Annotated in this window: 18 protein-coding genes; 5 read left to right on the top strand and 13 right to left on the bottom strand. The window is 49.4% G+C overall.

What is annotated here, in order from left to right:
• The first annotated feature begins 35 nt into the window (after positions 1–35).
• Positions 36–1,001, top strand: a complete 966-nt coding sequence (locus BMZ54_RS23585; RefSeq protein ID WP_089918073.1) for a DUF1735 domain-containing protein — start codon at positions 36–38, stop codon at positions 999–1,001.
• Between the two features lie 351 nt (positions 1,002–1,352).
• Here BMZ54_RS23585 and BMZ54_RS23590 read toward each other — a convergent pair whose 3' ends face one another.
• Positions 1,353–2,564 carry a serine hydrolase domain-containing protein gene (locus tag BMZ54_RS23590; protein WP_089918075.1) on the bottom strand — a complete coding sequence of 404 codons (1,212 nt, stop codon included), beginning with the start codon at positions 2,562–2,564 and terminating at the stop codon, positions 1,353–1,355.
• Between the two features lie 166 nt (positions 2,565–2,730).
• Positions 2,731–3,447, bottom strand: a complete 717-nt coding sequence (locus BMZ54_RS23595) for a GIY-YIG nuclease family protein (RefSeq protein ID WP_238386667.1) — start codon at positions 3,445–3,447, stop codon at positions 2,731–2,733.
• Between the two features lie 162 nt (positions 3,448–3,609).
• Here BMZ54_RS23595 and BMZ54_RS23600 point away from each other — a divergent pair, with 162 nt between their 5' ends.
• Positions 3,610–6,864: a UvrD-helicase domain-containing protein gene (locus tag BMZ54_RS23600; RefSeq protein WP_089918077.1), complete on the top strand. Its 3,255-nt coding sequence runs from the start codon at positions 3,610–3,612 to the stop codon at positions 6,862–6,864.
• 32 nt (positions 6,865–6,896) lie between these two features.
• Here BMZ54_RS23600 and BMZ54_RS23605 read toward each other — a convergent pair whose 3' ends face one another.
• From BMZ54_RS23605 to BMZ54_RS23620, 4 genes are read right to left on the bottom strand one after another with little or no spacing between them, the layout of a single operon-like run.
• Positions 6,897–8,276, bottom strand: a complete 1,380-nt coding sequence (locus BMZ54_RS23605) for a di-heme oxidoreductase family protein (RefSeq protein ID WP_089918079.1) — start codon at positions 8,274–8,276, stop codon at positions 6,897–6,899.
• Between the two features lie 24 nt (positions 8,277–8,300).
• Positions 8,301–9,380 carry an imelysin family protein gene (locus tag BMZ54_RS23610; RefSeq protein WP_089918081.1) on the bottom strand — a complete coding sequence of 360 codons (1,080 nt, stop codon included), beginning with the start codon at positions 9,378–9,380 and terminating at the stop codon, positions 8,301–8,303.
• Positions 9,381–9,393: 13 nt separating this feature from the next.
• A complete protein-coding gene (locus BMZ54_RS23615; protein WP_143081117.1) occupies positions 9,394–9,819 on the bottom strand; it encodes a QcrA and Rieske domain-containing protein in 426 nt (141 codons plus the stop codon).
• Positions 9,820–9,837: 18 nt separating this feature from the next.
• Complete coding sequence (locus tag BMZ54_RS23620) at positions 9,838–11,091, bottom strand: hypothetical protein (protein ID WP_089918085.1); 1,254 nt, start codon at positions 11,089–11,091, stop codon at positions 9,838–9,840.
• Between the two features lie 230 nt (positions 11,092–11,321).
• On the opposite strand from BMZ54_RS23620, the gene BMZ54_RS23625 reads away from it, so the two are divergent.
• Entirely contained in the window at positions 11,322–12,662 is a 1,341-nt protein-coding gene (locus tag BMZ54_RS23625; RefSeq protein WP_089918087.1) for an alpha-L-fucosidase, read from the top strand.
• 2 nt (positions 12,663–12,664) lie between these two features.
• On the opposite strand, the gene BMZ54_RS23630 is transcribed toward BMZ54_RS23625, so the two are convergent.
• On the bottom strand, positions 12,665–13,129 hold the full coding sequence (locus tag BMZ54_RS23630) for a VOC family protein (RefSeq protein ID WP_143081118.1): 465 nt from the start codon (positions 13,127–13,129) through the stop codon (positions 12,665–12,667).
• Positions 13,130–13,234: 105 nt separating this feature from the next.
• Between BMZ54_RS23630 and BMZ54_RS23635 the strand changes: the two genes are divergently transcribed.
• Positions 13,235–14,131 (top strand): aldo/keto reductase, encoded by an 897-nt coding sequence (locus BMZ54_RS23635; RefSeq protein ID WP_089918089.1) that lies wholly within the window; start codon positions 13,235–13,237, stop codon positions 14,129–14,131.
• Positions 14,132–14,176: 45 nt separating this feature from the next.
• Here BMZ54_RS23635 and BMZ54_RS23640 read toward each other — a convergent pair whose 3' ends face one another.
• From BMZ54_RS23640 to BMZ54_RS23670, 6 genes are all read right to left on the bottom strand, one after another.
• Entirely contained in the window at positions 14,177–15,121 is a 945-nt protein-coding gene (locus BMZ54_RS23640) for an MBL fold metallo-hydrolase (protein WP_089918091.1), read from the bottom strand.
• A 13-nt stretch (positions 15,122–15,134) separates the two neighbouring features.
• Positions 15,135–15,500, bottom strand: a complete 366-nt coding sequence (locus BMZ54_RS23645) for a hypothetical protein (RefSeq protein WP_089918093.1) — start codon at positions 15,498–15,500, stop codon at positions 15,135–15,137.
• A complete protein-coding gene (locus BMZ54_RS23650; RefSeq protein WP_089918095.1) occupies positions 15,497–16,000 on the bottom strand; it encodes a hypothetical protein in 504 nt (167 codons plus the stop codon). The genes BMZ54_RS23645 and BMZ54_RS23650 overlap by 4 nt, the downstream gene beginning before the upstream one ends.
• A gap of 432 nt (positions 16,001–16,432) precedes the next feature.
• Entirely contained in the window at positions 16,433–17,965 is a 1,533-nt protein-coding gene (locus BMZ54_RS23660) for a S41 family peptidase (protein WP_089918098.1), read from the bottom strand.
• A gap of 486 nt (positions 17,966–18,451) precedes the next feature.
• Positions 18,452–19,021, bottom strand: a complete 570-nt coding sequence (locus BMZ54_RS23665) for a hypothetical protein (RefSeq protein WP_089918100.1) — start codon at positions 19,019–19,021, stop codon at positions 18,452–18,454.
• 17 nt (positions 19,022–19,038) lie between these two features.
• Positions 19,039–19,413: a hypothetical protein gene (locus BMZ54_RS23670; RefSeq protein WP_089918102.1), complete on the bottom strand. Its 375-nt coding sequence runs from the start codon at positions 19,411–19,413 to the stop codon at positions 19,039–19,041.
• A 157-nt stretch (positions 19,414–19,570) separates the two neighbouring features.
• Between BMZ54_RS23670 and BMZ54_RS23675 the strand changes: the two genes are divergently transcribed.
• On the top strand, positions 19,571–21,865 hold the full coding sequence (locus BMZ54_RS23675; RefSeq protein ID WP_089918103.1) for a GH92 family glycosyl hydrolase: 2,295 nt from the start codon (positions 19,571–19,573) through the stop codon (positions 21,863–21,865).
• The last annotated feature ends 71 nt before the right edge of the window (positions 21,866–21,936 follow it).

Below are 21,936 nucleotides of genomic sequence, written 5' to 3' on the forward strand. Positions count from 1 at the left end.
TGTTTTGTGAAGTATAAACAATTAAAAAAATTACGATGAAATATATTATAGAGAAAGTATCGCTTGCTGTAATGGCACTGGCATTTACTTCCTGCTTAAAGGACCACCTGGCAGTGGACCCGGCGCAGTCTAACAACGTAGTGGAATTTGAGAATACCGGCTCTATTGTATCACCAGCAGGCGCAGTAGTGCCCCGGTTTTCAGTGGATCTGGGCAGCCTGGGCGAAGGAGACTCCGCCAACATCAATTTAAATCTCAGTTACTCCGGTGCCGCCATGGCGCCTAATGATATTACGGTTACGCTGGAGGTTGACACTGCTGCATTAAATGCATATAATGCAGAGCAGGGGACGAACTACGTTGCGCCCCCTGCCAGCGTATACCATCTGCCCAGCAATATCGTGATCAAAAGTGGTACGCAAAAGATCCAGGTGTATGTGGCTATTATCAGGAGCAGCGAGTTTGACTTTAATGTGAATTATGCGCTGCCGTTAAAGATCGCATCCGCCTCCACCGGTATTATCAGCGGTAACTTTGGTACTGCGCTGTTTTCCTTTGCTGTGCGTAACAGCTATGATGGTGTTTACACTATGACGGGGTCTATGACAGACAATATCAGCTCCACCCTTACAGGTTACTATCCGCTGGATATGAACCTGATCACTTATTCCGGTAACTCCATTGCCATGTATGATCCGAATGTGGCCAAAACCTACGGCCACCCTATCAGGAGCGGCGCTACCGGCACCTCTTACTACGGCAGCTTTAGCCCGGTGTTCTTTTTTGATGATGCAGGAAAGATCACTTCTATTACTAATTATTACGGGCAGCTTGCCGGCGCCAATAAACGCTCTGCAGAGCTGGATCCTACAGGTGTGAACAAGATCACTTTTGGCGGTGATGGTAAAGTAGCTTCTTTTGAAGTAAGCTATTTTATGACGCAGAACGGCGCCGTAAGAACTTCTTTCAAAGAAAAGTTCACCTACAAATCTTCGAGATAAATGAGCACAGTTTTCTAACTGGTGCTTAGGCAAATCAGGAAGCTAGGTTGAGGCTTCCCCATAAGCGAGCATATAGCCCCCGTGAACCGGGGGCTATACTGTTTCATGGATAAAAAAAATCCCACCCGCCTGAAAGCGGATGGGAAATGACTTGGATGTTGGTCGCATCACCGGTCTGCGGGTAAGCTACATCGTGTTCTGAACTTATTAGTCACCCGGACCAAAAGTATGAATTTAACCAGGAATACATCCGGAAACCGCCCCTTTTTACATGAAAGGTTGGCGTGTCTGACGGGCTGCACCATATCATCTACGTATAACTACGTATAAGGGTAGCAGTTAATCCGGCAATTATTTTATCGCACTTAAGAGCTGCTCTATCATGCCGTTCATGGCTTTATAATCAATCCATCTTACCACGGCTACCAGTTCATGATAGGGATCAACATAAATAAAATTAGTGCCGTTGCCGATATGGATAAATGCATTTGCCGGTGCGCTTGCCGCCAGCTTATGATCAGTATTCAGGAACCAGTTCATATAACCATAAGTAGGCTCCGCAGCTGTAGGTGTAAGGGCTTGTTTAACCCATTGCTCAGACAATAGCTGCTGACCGTTCCAGTTACCCCGGTGCAGGGTTAACAGGCCAAAGCGGGCCATATCATATGCGCTGATGAACATACCACCGCCCCAATGCCCGCCACCACTAACCGATTGCACCGGCGCGCCATCCAGCACGATCCATGCATTGCGGTAGCCATACCAGCGCCAGGTATTGGATGCGCCGATAGGGTCCATAATATGCTGCTTTAATACCTGCGGCAGCGGTTGCCGCCATACGCAGGTAGCTGCCAGCGCCAGGGCATTCACCCGCACATCATTGTACTTATATACGGTGCCGGGGGCATTGCGTTTGCGGTGCAGCCATGCTTCAGGATCATTGCCCACCGGGCGGTCTGCCCAATCCGGCTTGCCCCATAAAGTACCTTCCCAGTCGCTGGTTTGCCGTAGCATTACCTCCCAGGTAAGGGTGCGGTTATGCTCACCCGCAAAAGGATATAACAAAGCTGGCTGCCCGGGTGTGGAAGCTGTGCTAACTGGGTTATATACTTCAATGGGCGGTATATAAGGCGCTACAGTATCCGTTACACTGCGTATAAGCCCATGGTCTACCGCCACACCTACTACGGATGATAAAAAGCTTTTGGTAACGCTGTTGGTTATATCCACGCGCAGCGGTTCTCCCCACTCTGCTACAATATAACCTTTGTAGATGATCACACCCGTAGGCTCTCCCCGTTCAGAGAAGGGGCCTATGCCTGCGCTGTACGGCTCTTTCCCGAACTGGATAGCCTGGGTAAGCTCCTGGTTGCGGGGATATTTGGATTCATTATCGCGTGCAAATTTAATAGCGGCCTGTAATTGGGCCGAATCCAGGCCCAATGCCGCGGGTGGGCGGTGCTGCCATTCTCCGCGGGGCGGAAAGTAACTTTTTGTTTTGGATTGTGCGTGGGTAAGCAGGGCGCAGCCCAGCAGAAGGGTGAGGAAAAAGAAACGTTTCATAGGGATAAATTACAAAAAATGTAGGAGGCATATCTGCATATCTAAACGCTGACATGGACTTCACTAGGGAAAAACATGGGATCCAGTAGGGAAAGACATGAGAAACACATGAGAAAGACATGGGAAAAACGAGGTAAGAGGCAGAAAATAAGGAGGAGCGATAAAATTAATACAGCTGGTTACGCAGGATGCGTTTGATCATTTGCACGGTAGTGCGGGTGGTTTGGCCTTTATATTTTTCCAGCACTTTGGTTTCGCTCATGCCGGCGCCCAGGTCGCTTACAATGTACCACCACTGACCCAGGAATTCAGCGTTAGGTGTGCGGTATTGAAGCAGGCGTTTTACAGTGGTAATAACCGTCATGCTAACGGCGCCATCATGCAGGGCAAATACTTCGTCAATACTCAGGCCCAGGGTAAGGTCATCGGCAATACGCGAGTAGTCGTGCAGGTATTTTTCGTTGGCTTCCATTACCTGCAGCATGGGGTTGCTGCTGTACTGGATCTGGGTATGTTTGCTGCGTTCCTTTGGTTTCTGTACCCGGGCAAAACCGCGGGCAATATTATCACAGATCACCAGGTCATCCGGCAGCAGCTCGAACCATTCTCCTTTTACGCGTTTATGCTGGAAAGCCATGTGGAGGCTTGCTTCCAGGTCATCCATAAGTGTGGTGGTGTATTGGCGTACCAGGCGGAAAACAATGGGCAGGTGGGTGTGGTAGGAAGAAAGCCTTTTTTGCAGATCCTGCGTTTTGCCGATCTTATAAAGGTTCTTCCCGGTTTTCAGCACATATACGGAATGTCCATTTTGCACCTGGTCCATGTACACGAAAATAAATAAATTATCAATGTGAAAAATGGTTTTATATAGTCCATGGTCCATAGCCGATGGTCCATAGCCTGGATCGTATGGTAATTTTAGCACGAATATGCGCCTTATCACGTTATACTCATCCTACGCACGGGCCAATGGACCATTGACTATCGACTATGGACTCCGAACCATCGACTTTCCTTATCTTTACTATTTACCCCCGCCATTCTTATGTTCTATATAGCAGACCTCCATATCCATTCCCACTACTCCCGTGCTACCAGCAAGGATCTTAACCTGGAAACCCTCTATCAGTGGGCCAGGGTAAAAGGCATTCATGTAGTAGGTACCGGCGATTTTACACATCCTCAATGGTTCAAAGAACTACAGGAAAAACTGGAGCCTGATGGCAATGGTTTGTTCCGCCTGAAGAACCCGCCCGCCACACCGGCGCTGCCGGGTATGAAGGTGCAGGATATTGATGTGCGTTTTTGCCTGACCTCAGAGATCAGCTCTATTTATAAATACGGGGATAAGGTGCGCAAGAACCATAACCTGGTATATGCACCGGATTTTGAAACCGTAGCCCGTATCAATGCAAAGCTGTCAACCATCGGTAACCTGGCTTCAGATGGCCGGCCTATACTGGGTTTGCCATCGCGCGACCTGCTGGAGATCGTGCTGGCCGCTTCCGACCAGGCCTACCTGGTGCCTGCGCATGTGTGGACGCCCTGGTTCTCCACCCTGGGCTCCCGCGGCGGTTATGACAGTATTGACGAATGTTTCCGCGATCTTTCCGGTCACATCTTTGCTATTGAAACCGGCTTGTCCTCCGACCCCGCCATGAACTGGCAATGGAGCGCATTGGACCGCTTTACGCTAATATCAAGCTCCGATGCACACTCGCCCCAGAAGCTGGGACGGGAAGCGAACCTGTTTGATACAGAGCGCAGTTATGAAGGGCTGTTCAATGCCCTTAAAACGCAAAAGGGATTTTTAGGTACATATGAGTTTTTCCCGGAAGAAGGAAAGTATCATCACGACGGACACCGTAAATGCGGTATTTCCTGGCTGCCGGAAGAAAGTGTGCAGCATAATTGTTTGTGCCCGCAATGCGGGGAGCCATTGACCATTGGCGTATTGCACCGCATTCAAAAACTCTCAGACCGCGCTGCACCGCAACGGCCGGAAGGCGCTGCCAGCTTCGATTATATTATTCCTCTGCCGGAGATCTTATCAGAAATAAAAGGCAGCGGGCCGGATAGCAAGGCTGTGCAGCAATTGTTCCATCAAACCATTTCCACTTTCGGCAATGAGTTTAATGTGTTAAAAGAAGTACCGGTAGAGGACCTGAACAAACAGGGAGGGCCGGTGTTGGCAGAGGCCATCCGCCGCATGCGTGCACAGGAAGTAAAACCGGTACCGGGTTATGATGGATTGTATGGCGTGATCAAAATATTTGAAGAAGGAGAGGTGAAAAACCTCTCCGGCCAGCTCTATCTGCTGGGTGGGCAGGAGGCGCCTGCTGTCAAAAATAAGAAAGGCACTTTTGCCGGCGCCACCGCTGCAGTACAGGCTTTTAGTCCGGTGCTGAAAGCGGTGAATGCGCCCTTGCAGCTAAATCCTGCACAGGAGCAGGTGAAGGCAGCGCTTAGGGGCGCCGTGTTGGTTACTGCGGGCCCGGGCACCGGTAAAACCAGCACACTCATTCAGTGGATCAGCCAACAGGTAACATCCGGGCAGGCAGCTCCCTGCCAGGTACTGGCCATTACCTTTACGCAAAAAGCCGCCGCAGAAATAAAAGAGCGCCTTACACATACCGTGGGCGATGATGTGCGGCCCATGCGGGTAGGCACTTTCCACGCCATTGCCTATCGCATGCTGCAGGACCATTACCCCGGGCTGGATACAGTGTATGATGAAGAAAGCCGTTTATCCATTATCCGCTTCCTGTTCCCGGAGCTGAAAGAAAGCGATAGTAAAAAACTATGCGAAGCCCTGGCCAACCTGTTTGAGCTACAGGACAGCAGTGGCTTTCCCAATATTCATAGCTATGCGGAACGTTACTGCGATTATGTGCAGCAACAGCATGCCGTGGATATCTCGCACATTTTAACACAGGTAACAGATAGCTGGAAAAAAGAACCTGCCTGGCTGGAGCAATACCGGCAGCAGGTACAGGCTATCGCGGTAGATGAGTTCCAGGACATCAACACCCTGCAATACACTTTCATTCAGCTGTTAGGCGCCGGTAAGAACATACTGGCTATTGGCGATCCTGACCAGGCTATTTATGGTTTCCGTGGTTCGGATGTAAAATTGTTCTTCCGTTTTGCAGCGGAATTTAATGCACAGCAGATCAGCCTTACGCAAAACTACCGCTCCACGCGCACCATACTGGAAGCCGCAGGGCAGGTGATACAGCATAATACGATACGCAGTGGGTTGCAGGTGGAGCCTACCAAACACCAGGGTCCGCGCATTAAGGTTTATAATGCGCCGGATGCTTTGCAGGAAGCAAAATATATTATCCGGGAAATAGAAAAACATGTAGGCGGGTTTCACCAGCTAACCAGTGGTGTTGCCCATAAAGGCGGATATGTTTTTTCTGATATCGCCATTTTATTCCGCACCCATGCCGTAGGCAAAGAGCTGTTAACCCTGTTACAGCAATCGGATATTCCCGTGCATCTGAGCGATGGCAAGGCCTTGCTGGCACATGCACCATTTTCTGTGATAGCGGATATACTGCGCATCTATTTACATCCTGGTGATATGGTGGCCCTGCATGGTGTGCTGCATTATGCATTGGGCTGGGAAAAGCAGGAGATCAGAACATACCTTTCCCAGCTGCATACCAAACAGCAGGACTGGCGCGTGCATGCACCAACCGCCATCAGTAAAAAAGCGAAAGACAATTTCGGGTTATGGCAAACCTTTTATGAGCAGCTGCCGGATGTGCTTTTGCAACGCGGGGCAGGAGGGGCTGTACAGGCCATTTGCCGTCAGTATTTACCGGACGGTTTTTTGAAGGAAGATCAGCTGTTAAAGAAAGCCACCATCATAACCCTGGCTAAAGAAGCGCAGGCCGATGTGCACCGGTTTTTGGAAGATACCACCTTAAGCGTGCATACCACTACCGGCCAGCAGCAGGCATATGGCATTCACCTGCTTACTTTTCACGCTGCCAAAGGACTGGAGTTCCCGGTAGTATTTATAGCCGGCGCAGAAAAGGGCATTACACCTTCCGGCAGGCAGGATACCGATATGGAAGAGGAGCGCCGCTTGTTCTATGTAGCAGTTACAAGGGCTAAAGAAGAGCTGCATATTACGCATGCGGCTACACGCATTTTATATGGAAAGGAACAGCAGCAGGAAATTTCTCCCTTTGTAAATGATATTCCCGGCGAGCTGCGCGAAGCAGTGAAGGCTGCGGCTAAAAAAGAAAAAAGCAAAACCGGCGAAGACCAGCTTTCACTGTTCTAGGCCGGTTTGCCTGATAGATCTATAAGCAATTTTTAAATAGACTTCAGGAAACGGATCAGCGCATCCCGCTCTGTTTTACTGAGGGATGCAAACTGCTGGCGGCTTTTTAATGCTTCGCCGCCATGCCATAAAATGGCTTCTTCCAGCGTGCGCGCACGGCCATCATGCAGGTAAAAAGGTGTACCGTTTGTTTTTTCAAACAGTCCTATACCCCACAGTGCCGGTGTTTTCCATTCATTTCCGTTTGCTGTAAAATCCTGGCGGCCATCACCCAGATCCGGACCCAGGTCATGCAGCAGCAGGTCGGTGTAGGGATGTATGCGCTGATTGCTTAATTGCTTAAAGCGTACATCCACACCTGTTTGTACGGTAGGCTTGTGGCAGTTGGCACAACCTGTTTGCACAAACAATTTTTCGCCCTGTTGTACCTGCGGATCTGTTACACTTCTGCGGGCCGGTACGGCCAGGCTTTGTATGTAAAATGCAGTTGCGTTTAAAATAGAATCCGGCAGCTCCGGATCATCCTTTAATCCATCAGCCGGCGGCTGCCCAAAGGAGCTTTCCTGCGGAAATACGGTGCTGGTAATACCCATATCCTGCTGGTAGGCAGCAGCCACCTGGGTAAGGATAGTAGCGGTGTTGGCCTTCATTCCAAAACGGCCCAGCATCATTTTTTTATTTACAGGGTCCCAGGTATAGTTGGGCCGCCCGCTGATGCCATCGCCATCTGCATCGCCTTCATCTGCAAAACCGAGCACCGTGGATTCAGGAATGTTCTGCAACAACCCTAACCCAAAAAAGGGCGGCGCCATACGTGCCGACATAATTACGCCGGCAGGCAATGGAATGTAAGGATTCAATATTGTATACCAGGGCTTGCGCAGTGTTACAATAGTGCCGTCCGGGTAAGTAAAGGGTTGATCTGTATAAGTAGTGCCTACCTTTGCCTCCGGCTGTTTACCGAAAATAGCTACGTCCTGCAGCTGCAGGCCAAAGCCAGGTACGGGCATGGGTCCGCCATGTTCGTCGGTACCGGGCATGCTTAAACGCACCAGCATGGAGGAGCTTACCAAACCTGTGGTGGGATTGCCTTTACCATCGTTATGATGGCAGCTTACGCAGCTCACATTGTTAAAAATGGGGCCTAAACCGCTGTTGATGGGCGCGGGCGCTGTTACAAAGGTTTGCTCCACGGCATGGTCGCCCAGCTCATGTGCATGTTGATCACTGGCATTCATGCCATCCATCATATGCCCAAAGGCTTTGCTGGTTTCATCAAACGCGGTGGCTGCGCCTCCGCTCAGGCGAATGTCGTATTCACTGTCCTCAAAAGTGGCTGGCTTGGTACACATCATTACCATGAATGGTAGGGTAAGCAATGCCGTCACTATGTATATCTTCCTTATCTGCATGTGGTGTATAATAAGCTACCGGCCTTAGTCGGTAATGTTGGTAATGATGAAAGGCCTCAGCTTTTCTTCCAGTGTTGCTTTCAGATCATTAATGGCATTCATGGTGTTCTGGCATTGTACTTTCTGGGTCAGGATGGCCTGCTCATAAGGTACGGTAATGCTGTTGAATGAGGTGATAGCTGCCTGGAATTTCTGCTGGATCTCATTATCCAGGGAAATGTTCTTCATGGCCACCAGCTTGTTTAAACCGGTACCTTCATTACCCAGGAATTTACAGGTGTATACGTTATATGCGCCGGTAATGTTATTCTTAAAGTCAATGGCAGAGTTGCCGCTGAAGGGTGATTCCACGATCTGCGGGTCCTGTGCATCAAAGGGCTCTTTCATTTTACCGCTGCCTACTTCGTCACAAATACCTATTAAACCATCTACAATGGCAATGTAGGCTTCCTGCTTTTTCGCAAATACGGAGCTGCCGCTGCCGGCGGTTTGTACTTTGCTGGCATAGTTGCCGCCTTCCGGCGCCCAGCTGGTGTACAGTGCCGTACAAATATTCTTCAGATCCAGGGAAAGGCTGGTGATGTATTGTTTCTGGCGGGCCGTAATGGAAGCTGCGGTGCGCTTACCGTCTTTACCCCACAGTACGTATTCTATCGGGTGGTAACCTCTCAGGGAAAGGGTGCTCAGGTTCTCAATGTCTGTCAGCTGCAAGGCATTGCTGCTGGCCAGCAGGGAGTCCATCTGCACATAATCCACCGGCCAGGTGTCCATGTTAGGATCGTAGTTATCATCCTCCACGGGGCCAAACAGGTAGCCTTCGCATTGTTCCCAGGTGCTGCGCATATCACGCCAGGCTGCCTGCGCCGCGCTAAGGTTAGCATCCGTAGCGCTGCTGTTCAGAGCTGTGATGGCGTTGTTCAGGGTAGTGGCTTTATCTTTCAGGTTGCTGTAGCCCGGCAAGCCGGTTTTAACAGCAAAATCTGCCAGCACGGTAGTTTTTACCGTGTTGAAATCTTCATTGGGATTACCGCCGTTGTTATCATCTTTACTGCATGCAAACAGGGTTAAGCTACCGGCTGCCAATAGTATGGATAATTGTTTCATGGTGTCTTACTTGTTAAATATGTATGATAAGGTTTGTGTTGTTGGTTTCTGTAGCCAGCTGCAGCAGGCGTTTTTCAGCAGGGCCTTTTTTTACCATGCCGGTTTTGTCAAACTGGCTGCCATGCAGGCTGCATAGAAAACCGTTGCCGGTGGGTATCAGCTGGTTGGCCTGGTGGGTGCAGCGCATTAATAAGGCCTCGTAAGTGTTGTCCGCGTTCTTGCGCACCGCAATTTCGTATTCATAATTCTTAGGGCTGATGATCTGCAGATCGCTGGTGGCGAACAATGAAAGCGGTACCTCTACCCGGTTGTTATTTACGGAAGTTTTAAACCCCTTCATGGTAGTGCCGCAGGCATCCAGCACATCGGCCATAGAAAAAGCAGCGGCGCTTAACAGGCAGGCCTTACACGTGTCTTTGAGGAAGTTTCTTCTATTCACCGTTATGCGTTTTCAGGTTTAAAATGCGTAGCCAATACCTACGTTCAGGAAGGTATTGTTTGTTTTATAAGGGATGCGCGCCGGGCTGGGATTAATAACCAGCACGGGATTTTCATCGCCGGTATGCGCCAGCCGTACATCTGCCTTAATGGCTACGTTAAGAATGGGCAGGTAGGTGAAGCCGGCTATCAGGTGTTGTTGTTTCAGCGTACCATCGTAAATACCATTATTGGGAATGGAGGAGTTCAGGTCAAATACTTCGTAACGTGCAAAGGCATTCAGCTGCTGCTCTTTGTATTTAACACTTTTTTCCAGCAGGTTATAGGCCAGTTCTGCATAGGCGCCATACATTACCTTACTTACGTTGTTGGCGTAGGCTTTGTTAATGTCGGCCGCATTGGGGTAAGAGATAATGCTGCCAATGGCTTTAAAGGCAAACCCGTTATGCGTGTATTGTATGTTGGCCTCACCTAAATAAAGGGGCAGCCCAAATGCGCCGTGGTGCAGCTGCAGGCTGTCGGACTGGCGTTTGTTGGCGCCATTGGTACCACCCATATAACCGGATACCTGGAAGCGGAAGTTCTGCCAGTAGTACTGCAGGGAGGCTGTAATGGCAATATCGTTGGCAAAAGCGCCGGAGCCTTCTGCACGGCCTTCTATAATGCCGGTGCCGTGTTCAAAAGAGGCGGCGCTTAGCCCGTTCAATAACGCGATGCTATAGTTCAAAGGCTGGCGGCGTAAGCGGCCGTAAAAACCAATACCCAGCTCACGCCAGGTAGCGGGTATAATAAGCTGCTCTACCAGCGGGCGCTCTACCCCGTTAAAATTCACCGGCAGGTGGTTTTCATTGAGCATGCCAATACGCGGGGTGAATAAACCAGCCACTATATACTGGCGGGGATTTAAGTTAAAGCGCAGGTAGGCCTGCTCCATAGCCAGCTCCCCTTTAAAATTGTCTTTACTGTCTGATCCGGCTTCCACCACGGTATTTTCCAGCTCCATTTCACTGAAGAACGAGATCTTGTCATTGAACCGGTGCCCAATGAATAATACCGCTCTTTCCAGCGTAGCCCTGGACATTTCCTCATTAAAGTTCCGTTGATAGAACGCAGATCCATAGCCGGATACTACCGTTTTATTGGTGGCCACACCGGCATTCAGGGAATCTTCGTTGGTGCGTAATACTAGCTGCTGTGCAGGAGTGTACTGTTGTGAGTATAGGAAGGGTATAGCGATGAAGCATCCCGCCAGACTTAAAAGGACCTTTTTCATATAAGCATTTCGTGCTGCAAATGTGCTGCATCATATCTATGTCCGTTTACGCAATCGGGAAATATTTTTATCTAAAGCGGAATATTTGGGGAGCGGGGTGTTTATTACCTGATTTTATATTATCAAAGCCTGATACTTTGTTGTAAAGGCCGGGATTTCCTTACCGGTGAGGTATACAGCCACCTGGTTTTGATCGTATCTTACCTTAACAAACTAGAATCGTGACACTTATGCGTACTATTCCGATCCTTTTGCTGCTGATCTTAACCGGCAGCATAGCCTACCCGCAGCAAACCGCCAACAAACCTGAAAGAGAGCAATGGTTCATGGATATGGGCCTGGGCATGTTCATTCACTGGAGCGTGGATGTGCAGCTGGGCGCAGTGATCAGCCATTCTATGGCCGGCGCATCGGAAGATTATTTGCAGAAATTCACCACGGAGCTGCCCAAAACCTTTAACCCTAAAAAGTTTGACCCGGAGGAATGGGCCGTGCTGGCCAGGCTGGCAGGCATGAAATACGTGGTGTTCACTACCAAGCACCATGCAGGGTTTTGCATGTGGGACACCAAAACAACGGACTTCAACATTATGCATACCCCCTTTAAGCGCGATGCGCTGAAGGAGATCATTGCGGCTTTCCGTAAACAGGGCATTGCCATTGGCCTGTATTTTTCCCCGGAAGATTTTCACTACTTCTGGAAACATAACATTCCCCTGGGCAGAATGCAGGTGCCGCAGCACTTCCCCGCCCAGAACCCGGAGCTGATGGCCTATGACAAGGCACAGATAAAAGAGCTGCTTACGCAATACGGAAAAATAGACCTGATATTTTTTGACGGCCCGGCAGATGGATTAAAGGAATATGCCTGGCAGCTGCAGCCGGATATACTGGTAACCCGCGGCGCCATGCGCACACCGGAGCAGGAGCTGCCCAACCAGCCGGTACCCGGCCCCTGGGAAGCCTGCTTTACCATGGGAACAGACTGGCAGTGGAAGCCTACCAACGACCCCCAGAAATCCGGTACAGAGATCATTAACATGCTCATTGAAACCCGCGCCAAAGGTGGTAACCTGCTTATGAACGTAGGGCCCAAGGCCGATGGGGAGATCCAGATAGAGCAGGAATCCCTGCTGCGTGAGCTGGCCCTATGGAACATGGCCAATGAGGAAGGCATTGCTGCCATCCGCTCCTGGAACATTATCCGCGAAGGCAATATCTGGTTCACCAGGGCAAAAACCGGCAATACCGTGTATGCCTTTGTACCTGCCGGTACAGAATGGAAATATGGAGAGCGTAAGGATCTGGTGCTGAAAACCCTGCAGGGGAATGCACAAACCAAAGTGTCTGTATTAGGGTATGCCAGTGAGCTCGTGGAGTATAAAAAGGATTTTGATGCACACATCTATGTGCAACCCACCCCTGTTGGGCTGGTGATCAGCGCTGTGAACGGGCAGCGTTTTTACACCAATAATAAGTGGCCCAACCCGGTAGTGCTGAAAATTGAGAACGTGCAGTATAAACCGTACGATGATCACTCAACCCGGGCTGAGCTGGAAGGAGCTAAATAATTTTAGTATTTATCGTCATTCACCTCTACCCAATATTTATCAGGGTCCTGCAGGTACACCTGTTTAACGCCGTCTACCCGCAGGGTATATTTCTGCTTTTCGCCCTGCCAGTTACGGAAGGGAATGTTCAGCTTATTCAGCTTAACAATAAAATCATCTATGGAGGGTACACTGAAGCATAAGTGTGCGGCTATATCATGCTCTGTAACTTCCTTGGCAGCTTTGATCAGGTGCAGCTGGCTGTGGGGGCCGATCTTCAGCCAGGTATGTTTACCGTCGTGGAACGGTTCAGCCAGGGTGTCAATCTCCATTACATCGCGGTAAAAAGCAGTGGCTTTATCCAGGTCGTATACGGCAATGGCTATATGATTTAGTACCGGGCTTTTATGCTGCGCATGCGCGCTGAATGATAATGTTATGATACCGGCGCAAAGGAGCAGGCCGGCGCGTACCAGTTTTTTCTTCATACAACAATATACGCAGCGGATCTTACACGGACAATAGACTATTCTGTTACTATTTTATAAATGAGTAAGGGGCTTTCATTGTGCTGAATGCCCTAGTTTTGCTGTATGAACTACAAATTATTAGGCAGCTCTGATCTGAAGATCAGTGAAATTGCTTTTGGGGCCATGTCTTTACAGGGCAGTGATGCAGACAATGCCGCTTTAATACAGCAGGCGCTGGCCGCCGGTATCAATTATTTTGATACAGCAGATCTGTACGACAAGGGCGCTAATGAAAGTACGCTGGGGAAAGCTTTGCAGGGCAAACGCAAAGAGGTGATCATTGCTACCAAAGCGGGCAACCAGTGGCGGCCCGATGGCAGCGGCTGGGACTGGAACCCGCGCAAGGAATATATTTTAAGCGCAGTAGAGGGCAGCCTGCAACGCCTGCAAACAGATTATATTGACCTGTACCAGCTGCACGGCGGTACGCTGGAAGATAATATTGATGAAACCATTGAAGCTTTTGAACGGTTGCAGGAGCAGGGCAAGATCCGTTATTACGGCATTTCCTCCATCCGCCCGAATGTAATACGCGCCTATGTGGAAAAGTCCCGCATAGTAAGCGTAATGATGCAATACAGCCTGCTGGACCGCCGCCCGGAAGAAACCTGTTTTGAGCTGCTACAGCAGCATAATATTGGGATACTGGCCCGCGGCAGTGTGGCCAAAGGATTGCTGGTAAATAAACCTGCTACTGCGTATTTAAATTATACGGCAGAGGAAGTACAACGCGCAGCCAACGCCGTTAAAACCCTTTCCAATGCACAACGCGGCCCTGCGCAAACAGCCCTGCGTTTTGTGCTGCAGCAAGGACCGGTAACAGCTGCGGTAGTAGGTATACGTACGCCTGAACAGCTGCAGGATGCAGTAGCGGCGGCCGACGCGCCTTTGCTGAATGCCGGCGAGCTGGAACAATTAAAAGCGGCGGTAGCGGTGAATGTGTATGAACAGCATCGTTAAACGCCTGCCTGGTTTATGCATCAGCAGGCCTCTGTGCAAGCATTTTTAAAACGCCAGCAGCTTTCCCTGCTCGGGGAAAATAAGCCGCAGGTGCAACGCATTCATACCGGTTAGCTGTTTATGAATAGCCGCTTCATTATTACCGGAGGGTTTAATATGCGTGATCACTACCGGCAAATCCTTTACCGCATGTGGCCCGGCCAGGCTATCCAGTGTATGCATTTCCTGCATCAGCAGGCTGGGGGTAAGGTGCCCGAATAGCTGCTTCCGTGGCTGTTCTTCAGGGAACGATACTTCTATAAAAATAGCTGTCAGCTGTTTGGCTTTCAGCAACGGTGCTACGGTTTGCCACAACTGTAACAGCTTGTCAGACCCCTCAACGGCATCCGCACCGGTATCACCTAAATAAAGTAAATAAGCATCTTTGGAACGCACCAAAAAGGCGGTGCTCTGGAAAGGAGCGGAGTGGCTTAACGGGAACGCCTGAACGCTTAGTTCCGTTTGTGCAACCGGCGTTGCTTCAGCGGGCGTCATGGGGTTGTAATGGTATTTTTTCAGCTGCGGTATTTCGCCGGCGTCCGCAAAATTGGCCCAGCTTTTCCAGGAAAAGTATTTGTCTTTGATCACATCCAGGCAAAAGGGCAGGCCGTAAATGGTCTTGGCCGTATCGTCCGGGGAGTTGATGATGAGCCCTGCCACGTGATCCAGGTGGGGATGGGAAATGAAGTATGCTTTTACGTTTTGCCGCAGCACATCACCCGCCGGTTTTTTAAAAAGGCCGTTGCGTACTGCTTTTTGCAGGCCGGCGTGCAGGGTACCTGCATCCAGGCATATGTAGTTGCTGGATCCCTGCGGGGCTGCCAGGTAAGCGGAAAGATTGCTTTCATCCATACCGCCTTTTACGCCCAGGGGAATTACCTTAAAAGCAGGGCGCTGCGCAGCTGCGTTAAAGCATAGGATGGTGCAGATAACAGAAAGGAAATACTTCATAAATTAAAGATACTCATTCATCCACCAATAGTTCTGCTGCCAGCTGGTGGGCTGCTATATAATCATCGTACCAGTCAAAGTAATCATCCGGTGGCGTGCTGGAAATAGAAGGATATTTATTCCAGTACTCCTCCCCATATACCAGCACCATAGCCCAGTGGTATTCATATTCATGCGTAAGCAAAGCTGCTGCTAATACATCTGTGGGTGGCTGCTGCACAATAAAGGAGCGGTCTGTAAGGGCCCGGGCTTCTTCCATTGATCTGCCGGTGTATTTCACAATACATGCAATTACCATTTCATAGAATGTATGGTAATGAAAAACCGTTACCTGCCCGGTGCTGGCATCCTTAAAGATTAACTTGCCGGCAGGGTTCATAGCGCGCCTTCAAATAACATTTTTACGGAGTAGTTGCCAAACCGTATCTGGCTGCTGGCATGTGGTAATAATTTTTCCAGCAGGGGCGCCAGCTGGATCCGCTTTTTTTTGCAGGCCTTCAGCAGGTCGTTGAAGTACATGATCTCATCCCGTGCATCCGGCATCAGGTCGCGCATCATAAAAAAGGTAAGCGCATATTGCAGGTTTTGCTGGTCTGCTATTATTTCATCTGTGGTGGGCGCCAGGAAATTTTTCAGCTGATGCGTTTGCCCAATGAGTTTGGCGATGGTATGTACATTGCCATAATTAGCCTGCTCCAGGCATTCCAGTATGGCCCGCCGTATAAAGGCCAGCTCCGGCTGTATGGTAAGCCGGAACGCCTGTGTGGCGGCCTGCATAGTTTTTTCCCATTCCGGCTGCGTAAAATCTACAGCCGGCTCTTTATATGCTTTGGTGATCTCTTCATCAATCAGCTCAACCTTTGATCGTATATCCGCCATGGTGATGAATATTATTAAGGACTTAAAAGTGCTTCATGTTATCCGGGTGCACCATGCCCGTTATTCCGGCCTTCTACATCTTCATACTACCCCTGGTACCGGAAAGGTACCAGTCCTTATCTCCTGCTAACTTACGTACGTTACCATAAATATCCAATTTGCAGGCCAATACTTTTTTTGCCTCATTACAGCCCTCCCAGGCATGCCCCGCTGGCTGGTAATATAGTGTACTGCGATCTGAGGGAAATATGCTTTCAGCAGGGCAGGGATGATAGGGTAAAAGGCGGTTAATTCAAATATAAATAAAACCGGCAATAATTTAAGGGGTGGATGTGAACACCGCGGGTATGGAAATGCCTGAAATGCAAATGTGCAAATGACCGGTATCCGGCAAAGCAGGATCCTTCATTTGCACATTTGCAGATCTGTACATTATTTCCTGAAATCCACCATGCCATTAAACTGGCCGGAGGTAATGGAACGTTTAATATTCTTACGCAGGCTTGGATTCTCTGTCATACGCAGCTCTGGAGATGCCTGGCGGAAGCTGCCGGTGCTGATATAGCTGAATATTTTGCTCAGGTGATCATCGCTGGTGCTGCCCCAGGGAATATTTACATAGTCTTTGGCTGCCTGGTCCGGCGCTATGCCGGAATAATACCCGCCCTGGTTGGATGCATTCTTGGTTTCAAAGTTAATGGCATACAGGTCGGCCAGGTAATTTTCCTTGCCGGTGCTGTCATAATCCGAAATGGTGTAGCTGAAAAAGCCTACCGGTTTGCCGTAGGTAGTGTCGCCTACCAGTTTTACGGTCATATACGGCTTCAGGTTGTTCAGCGTTAATTCGCTGGCAGAAGCGGTTTGACCGCCGGTGATAAAGAACACTTTTTCCAGTGACAGGCCGCCGGTGGTGCTGAACTTAATAGAAGCCGGCAGGCCGGTAGCGGACAGGTTCTGCGTCAGCTTATCGTTATAGGTGTAGTTGTACATTACCTTGTTTTGCGCGCTGGCCGGGGCTATGGCATTATCCAGGTATTGCGCGGTAGATACAGCCCCGCCGGTATTGTACCGGAGGTCCACGATCAGGTTACTGATATTGGCGGACTTGAATTTGGCAAAAAGCTGGTCCAGCACCTGTTTGGTAGGCGTGGCTGCACCGCTGGTATTGCTTACGCTGGAGTAGGTATAGAACACAAAGTAGCCTACCTGTTTTCCGCTTACGGTATAAACAGTATCAAATAATACCGGGTTTACATTGTAAGAGGAAGGCGTTAAAGTAAGTGTAGCGGTAGTGCTGTTGGCTTTTTTAAAAGTGAAGGAGGTAGCGCCGGTAGGGTTATATACCGCATTGGTTACCTTGGTAGTGTTAGCGCCGCCGTTATCATAGGCAATATTATCATCGCCGTTAATAGCGGTTATTTCCCAGCCTCTCTGAACCCCTTGCACACCGGCCGGGCTGTTCTTATCCGCATACAGCACCATCAGGTGGCTGGCATTGTTCCCGTCCAGGGCATAGGTTACTTCCATTCCCAGGCTGCCATTGGTGCCGGCTGCTTTCTCGATCACACCGTTCTGCAGCTTATTGGCCAGGGAGCCGGTACGGTCCAGGAAGCTGTAGCGGTCCAGGTTGTTGCCGTTCAGCTTGGGGTAGCTGATCATGGTGCTCAGCAGGTCTTCCGCTTTGGCGTAGGAAGTGCTGAAAGGGTCAATGGAAGGTACCTGGCTGTACCAGTAGTAGGTGGGCAGGCCTTTGGCAGCATTCCGGCCACCATCTGCATACGTTACCTGCATAATGCGGTACACCAGGTATTTCAGTGAATCCTCGTCAGTACGTGCGGTGCCATTATTCCCGGAGTTATTATCCCCCGGTGATGTTTTATCTTTTTTACAGGAAAAGAACACACTGCTGCAAAGCAGGCTCATTATTATCATGGGCATTCCGGCCGATAAAAAATGCTTTCTCATTCAAACTTGCATTTAGCTGATTAATAGTTGGCTTACCACGTTACAATGGTACTGATCTGGTAAAACATATAAACGCGAAAAAAGTGCATTTGTGCGAAAGGCTCGACGAAAAGCGCAAATTGATCGGTGAAGATTACCATTAATTGCCCTATAATAATACGAATTTCTTTTAATACGGACGGACACCAGGAACCGTTGCCCTGGGGAATTAAACAATTTTTAATATGGGGAAATGGGTTAATAGTTGGCAGTCTGCAGTGGGCAGTTGGCAGTCGGGGCCGGTTATGCATTATAGAAATAGTAACAGTAATGGCTACTGTTGTTAGCAAATAAAAGATTAAGCAACGGTTAGCTTATTTGCATACCATCTCAAACAATGGTCACAACTGCAACTAATGCGCTATCATCTTAAACCACAATCCGGACTGCCACTAATCCGCTACGGTCACAACTGCCAACTGCCAACTGCCCACTGCGGACTGCCAACTAATTCGCCGCTGCAATAATAGCCGTAACCGCTACGCCTATGCCTAAGCCGCCAATGCCCCAGTACAGCTTGTCCAGGAAGCTTTTTTTCCGCGCCTGGTTCACCTGCTTAATGGCATCTCCGATAATAATATTGGTATTATTCAACTGCGTAGATACATTGTTCAGTGTATCCTTTACAATGCCAATATCACGGCTGGTGCGGTCCAGCGAGGCAATAGAGCTGCGGAACAAAGAATCGAACTGCAGCTTCAGGTTGGTATAATCCTGCTGGCCATTGGCAATCATACTATCCTGCTGCTGCACCAGTGTTTCGTAGGAGCGCAGGATCTCGCCACTGTTGCCGCCCTTACGGTATTGCTGGTAGGCCGACTGGTAAATGGAAAAGTTACGGCTGTTCATCAGCAGGCTGCTATCGCATTGAATAATAACGGTATCGCCGTTGGTAAGCCGGTAATTGCTGCTGCCGGTGCAGGTATTAAAGAATTTGAGCCGGCCCTGCGCAGTGGTGTGCAGCACGGACAGCAGGCCTGCCAGCAATAGCAGGCAGCATTTGAGGTTAGTTTGCATGGGGTTATGTATTTATTTTATTTCAGGTCTTCGGTAATAATATCATCTGTTGGCTGATAGCTGCTCAGTGTTTTGATCCGGTCTTTAATGCTGTCTATTTTTACTTTGCTGTGCTCATCCCGTACGCGTTTTTCCAGGTCCATCAGCTCTGTTCTGTAACGGATATCATTGATCAGCGCTTTTTGCCGGTCCAGGTTAGCCTGTATGGAATCCAGGCCATTGCTGGCATCCTGCAGCTGCACCATAGCGCTGTCCAGCGTTTTACGCGCCAGCTCCAGGTTGCGTACCGCCTGTTTTAATCCTGCATTGGAGCCAAACAGGTTAAAGCCCAGGTTAATTACAAGCACGCCGATAATTACAAATAAAAGAATTTTTGGGGCATTCGTGTTCATGGTAGTAGATTGTTGGGGTTATATACTATTTATAACAAATGTAACGCAAAAAATTTAAAGGGGAATGGAGTGCACCGTTCATAAAAATTACCCCTAACATTGTTTTGAACTATTATTTTTACGGTCTTATCGCTAAAATTAACACGTCTATCGTACTATGAGGAAAATAATCGCAACTGCCCTGGTGCTGGCTTCTTTATCGGCCCAGGCGCAAACAGTGGACAAGATCAAAGATCCCGCAGATTGGGTGAACCCGTTAATGGGTACGGCTTCCAAACACAGCTTGTCTACCGGTAATACTTATCCGGCCATTGCCTGTCCATGGGGTATGAACTTCTGGATGCCGCAAACAGGCAAAATGGGTGACGGTTGGGCGTATACCTACGATGCTGAAAAGCTGCGCGGTTTTAAACAAACCCACCAGCCCAGCCCCTGGATCAACGACTATGGCCAGTTTGCCATTATGCCCATTACCGGAAAAATAGTTTTTAATGAAGATGAAAGGGCCAGCTGGTTCTCCCACAAGGCAGAAATATCCCGCCCTTATTATTACAGTGTATACCTGGCCGACCATGATGTGACCACTGAGATCACTCCCACGGAAAGGGCCGCCCGCCTGCGTTTCACCTACCCCGCTACGGATAGTGCTTTTGTGGTGGTAGATGCGCTGGACAAAGGCTCCTACATCAAAGTAATTCCCGGGGAGAATAAGATCATTGGCTATACCACCAAGAACAGCGGCGGTGTGCCGGCTAATTTTAAGAACTACTTTGTACTGTATTTTGATAAACCCTTCACCTACCAGGCCACTTTTTCCAATAAAAAGCTGAACACCGGCGACCTGGAAGCAAAGGATAACCATGTAGGCGCCGTAATAGGTTTCAAAACCCGGCAGGGCGAGCAGGTGAATGTGAAAGTAGCATCGTCCTTCATCAGCCCTGAACAGGCAGAGCTGAACCTGCAGCAGGAAATAGGCAACAGCGATTTTGCCGCCATTGAGCAAAAGGCCAAAGCCGCCTGGAACAAGGAGCTGGGCCGCCTGGCAGTAGAAGGTGGTACGGTAGATCAGACACGGACTTTCTACTCCTGTCTGTACCGCGCTATGCTGTTCCCCCGCAAGTTTTACGAAATAGATGCCAAAGGCCAGGTAATGCACTATAGCCCTTATAATGGCGAGGTGCTGCCCGGTTATATGTTCACCGATAATGGTTTCTGGGATACCTTCCGCTCTGAGTTCCCCTTCTTTACACTCATGTACCCTACCATGGACGGGCACATTATGGAAGGGCTGGTGAATGCCTATAAAGAAAGCGGCTGGTTACCAGAATGGGCCAGCCCCGGGCACCGTGATTGTATGATCGGTTCCAACTCCGCCTCCATTATTGCCGATGCTTACCTGAAAGGCATTAAGAACTTTGATGTAAATACCGCTTATCAGGCTATTTTACATAACACGGAAAACGAAGGGCCTTTAACCTCTGTAGGCCGTAAAGGCGTGAAATATTACAACGAGCTGGGTTATGTACCCTATGATGTAGATATCAATGAGAACACCGCCCGTACCCTCGAATATGCGTATGACGACTTTACCGTATACCAGCTGGCAAAAGCGCTGAAACGTCCGGCTGAAGAAGTAGCCCGTTTTGCCAAACGCTGCCAGAACTACCGCAATGTTTTTGATCCCGAATCAAAGCTGATGCGCGGCAAGAATAAGGATGGCAAATTCCAGACACCGTTCAATCCCTTCAAATGGGGCGATGCTTTTACAGAAGGTAACAGCTGGCACTATAGCTGGTCTGTATTCCACGATGTACAGGGCCATATGGACCTGATGGGTGGCCGCGATGTATATGCCGGTATGCTGGATTCTGTTTTCAAAATGCGCCCGGTGTTTGATGATAGTTACTACGGTGGCGTAATTCATGAGATCCGTGAAATGCAGATCATGAACATGGGCCAGTATGCGCATGGCAACCAGCCCATTCAGCACATGATATACCTGTACAACTATGCCGGCCAGCCCTGGAAGTCACAGTACTGGCTGCGCGAGGTAATGAACCGCCTGTACCTGCCTACACCGGATGGTTATTGCGGGGATGAGGATAACGGCCAAACCTCCGCCTGGTATGTATTTACCGCGCTTGGTTTTTATCCTGTTTGTCCGGGTACACAGCAGTACGTGATCGGCGCGCCGCTGTTCAAAAAAGCAACGGTGACTATGGAAGATGGTAAAAAACTGGTGATCACCGCCCCGCAGAATAATGCAGACAACCGTTATGTGCAGGATGTGAAAGTGAACGGACAGCCATACACGAAGAACTGGTTTGCACACAGCGCGCTGCAGCAGGGTGGTACTATTAACTTTAACATGAGCGCTACGCCAAACAAAAGCAGGGGCACAGCTCCGGCCGCCGCGCCTTATTCCTTCTCCCGCGATGAGAAGCTGAAATAATTCTTACTTTTGTAAAACTGTTTGAGGGTTTGATGAATGGGTACGCTAATACTCCATTCATCAAACCCTTA

The sequence above is a fragment of the Chitinophaga rupis genome, assembly GCF_900109685.1.
In the GTDB taxonomy this organism is placed as follows: domain Bacteria; phylum Bacteroidota; class Bacteroidia; order Chitinophagales; family Chitinophagaceae; genus Chitinophaga; species Chitinophaga rupis.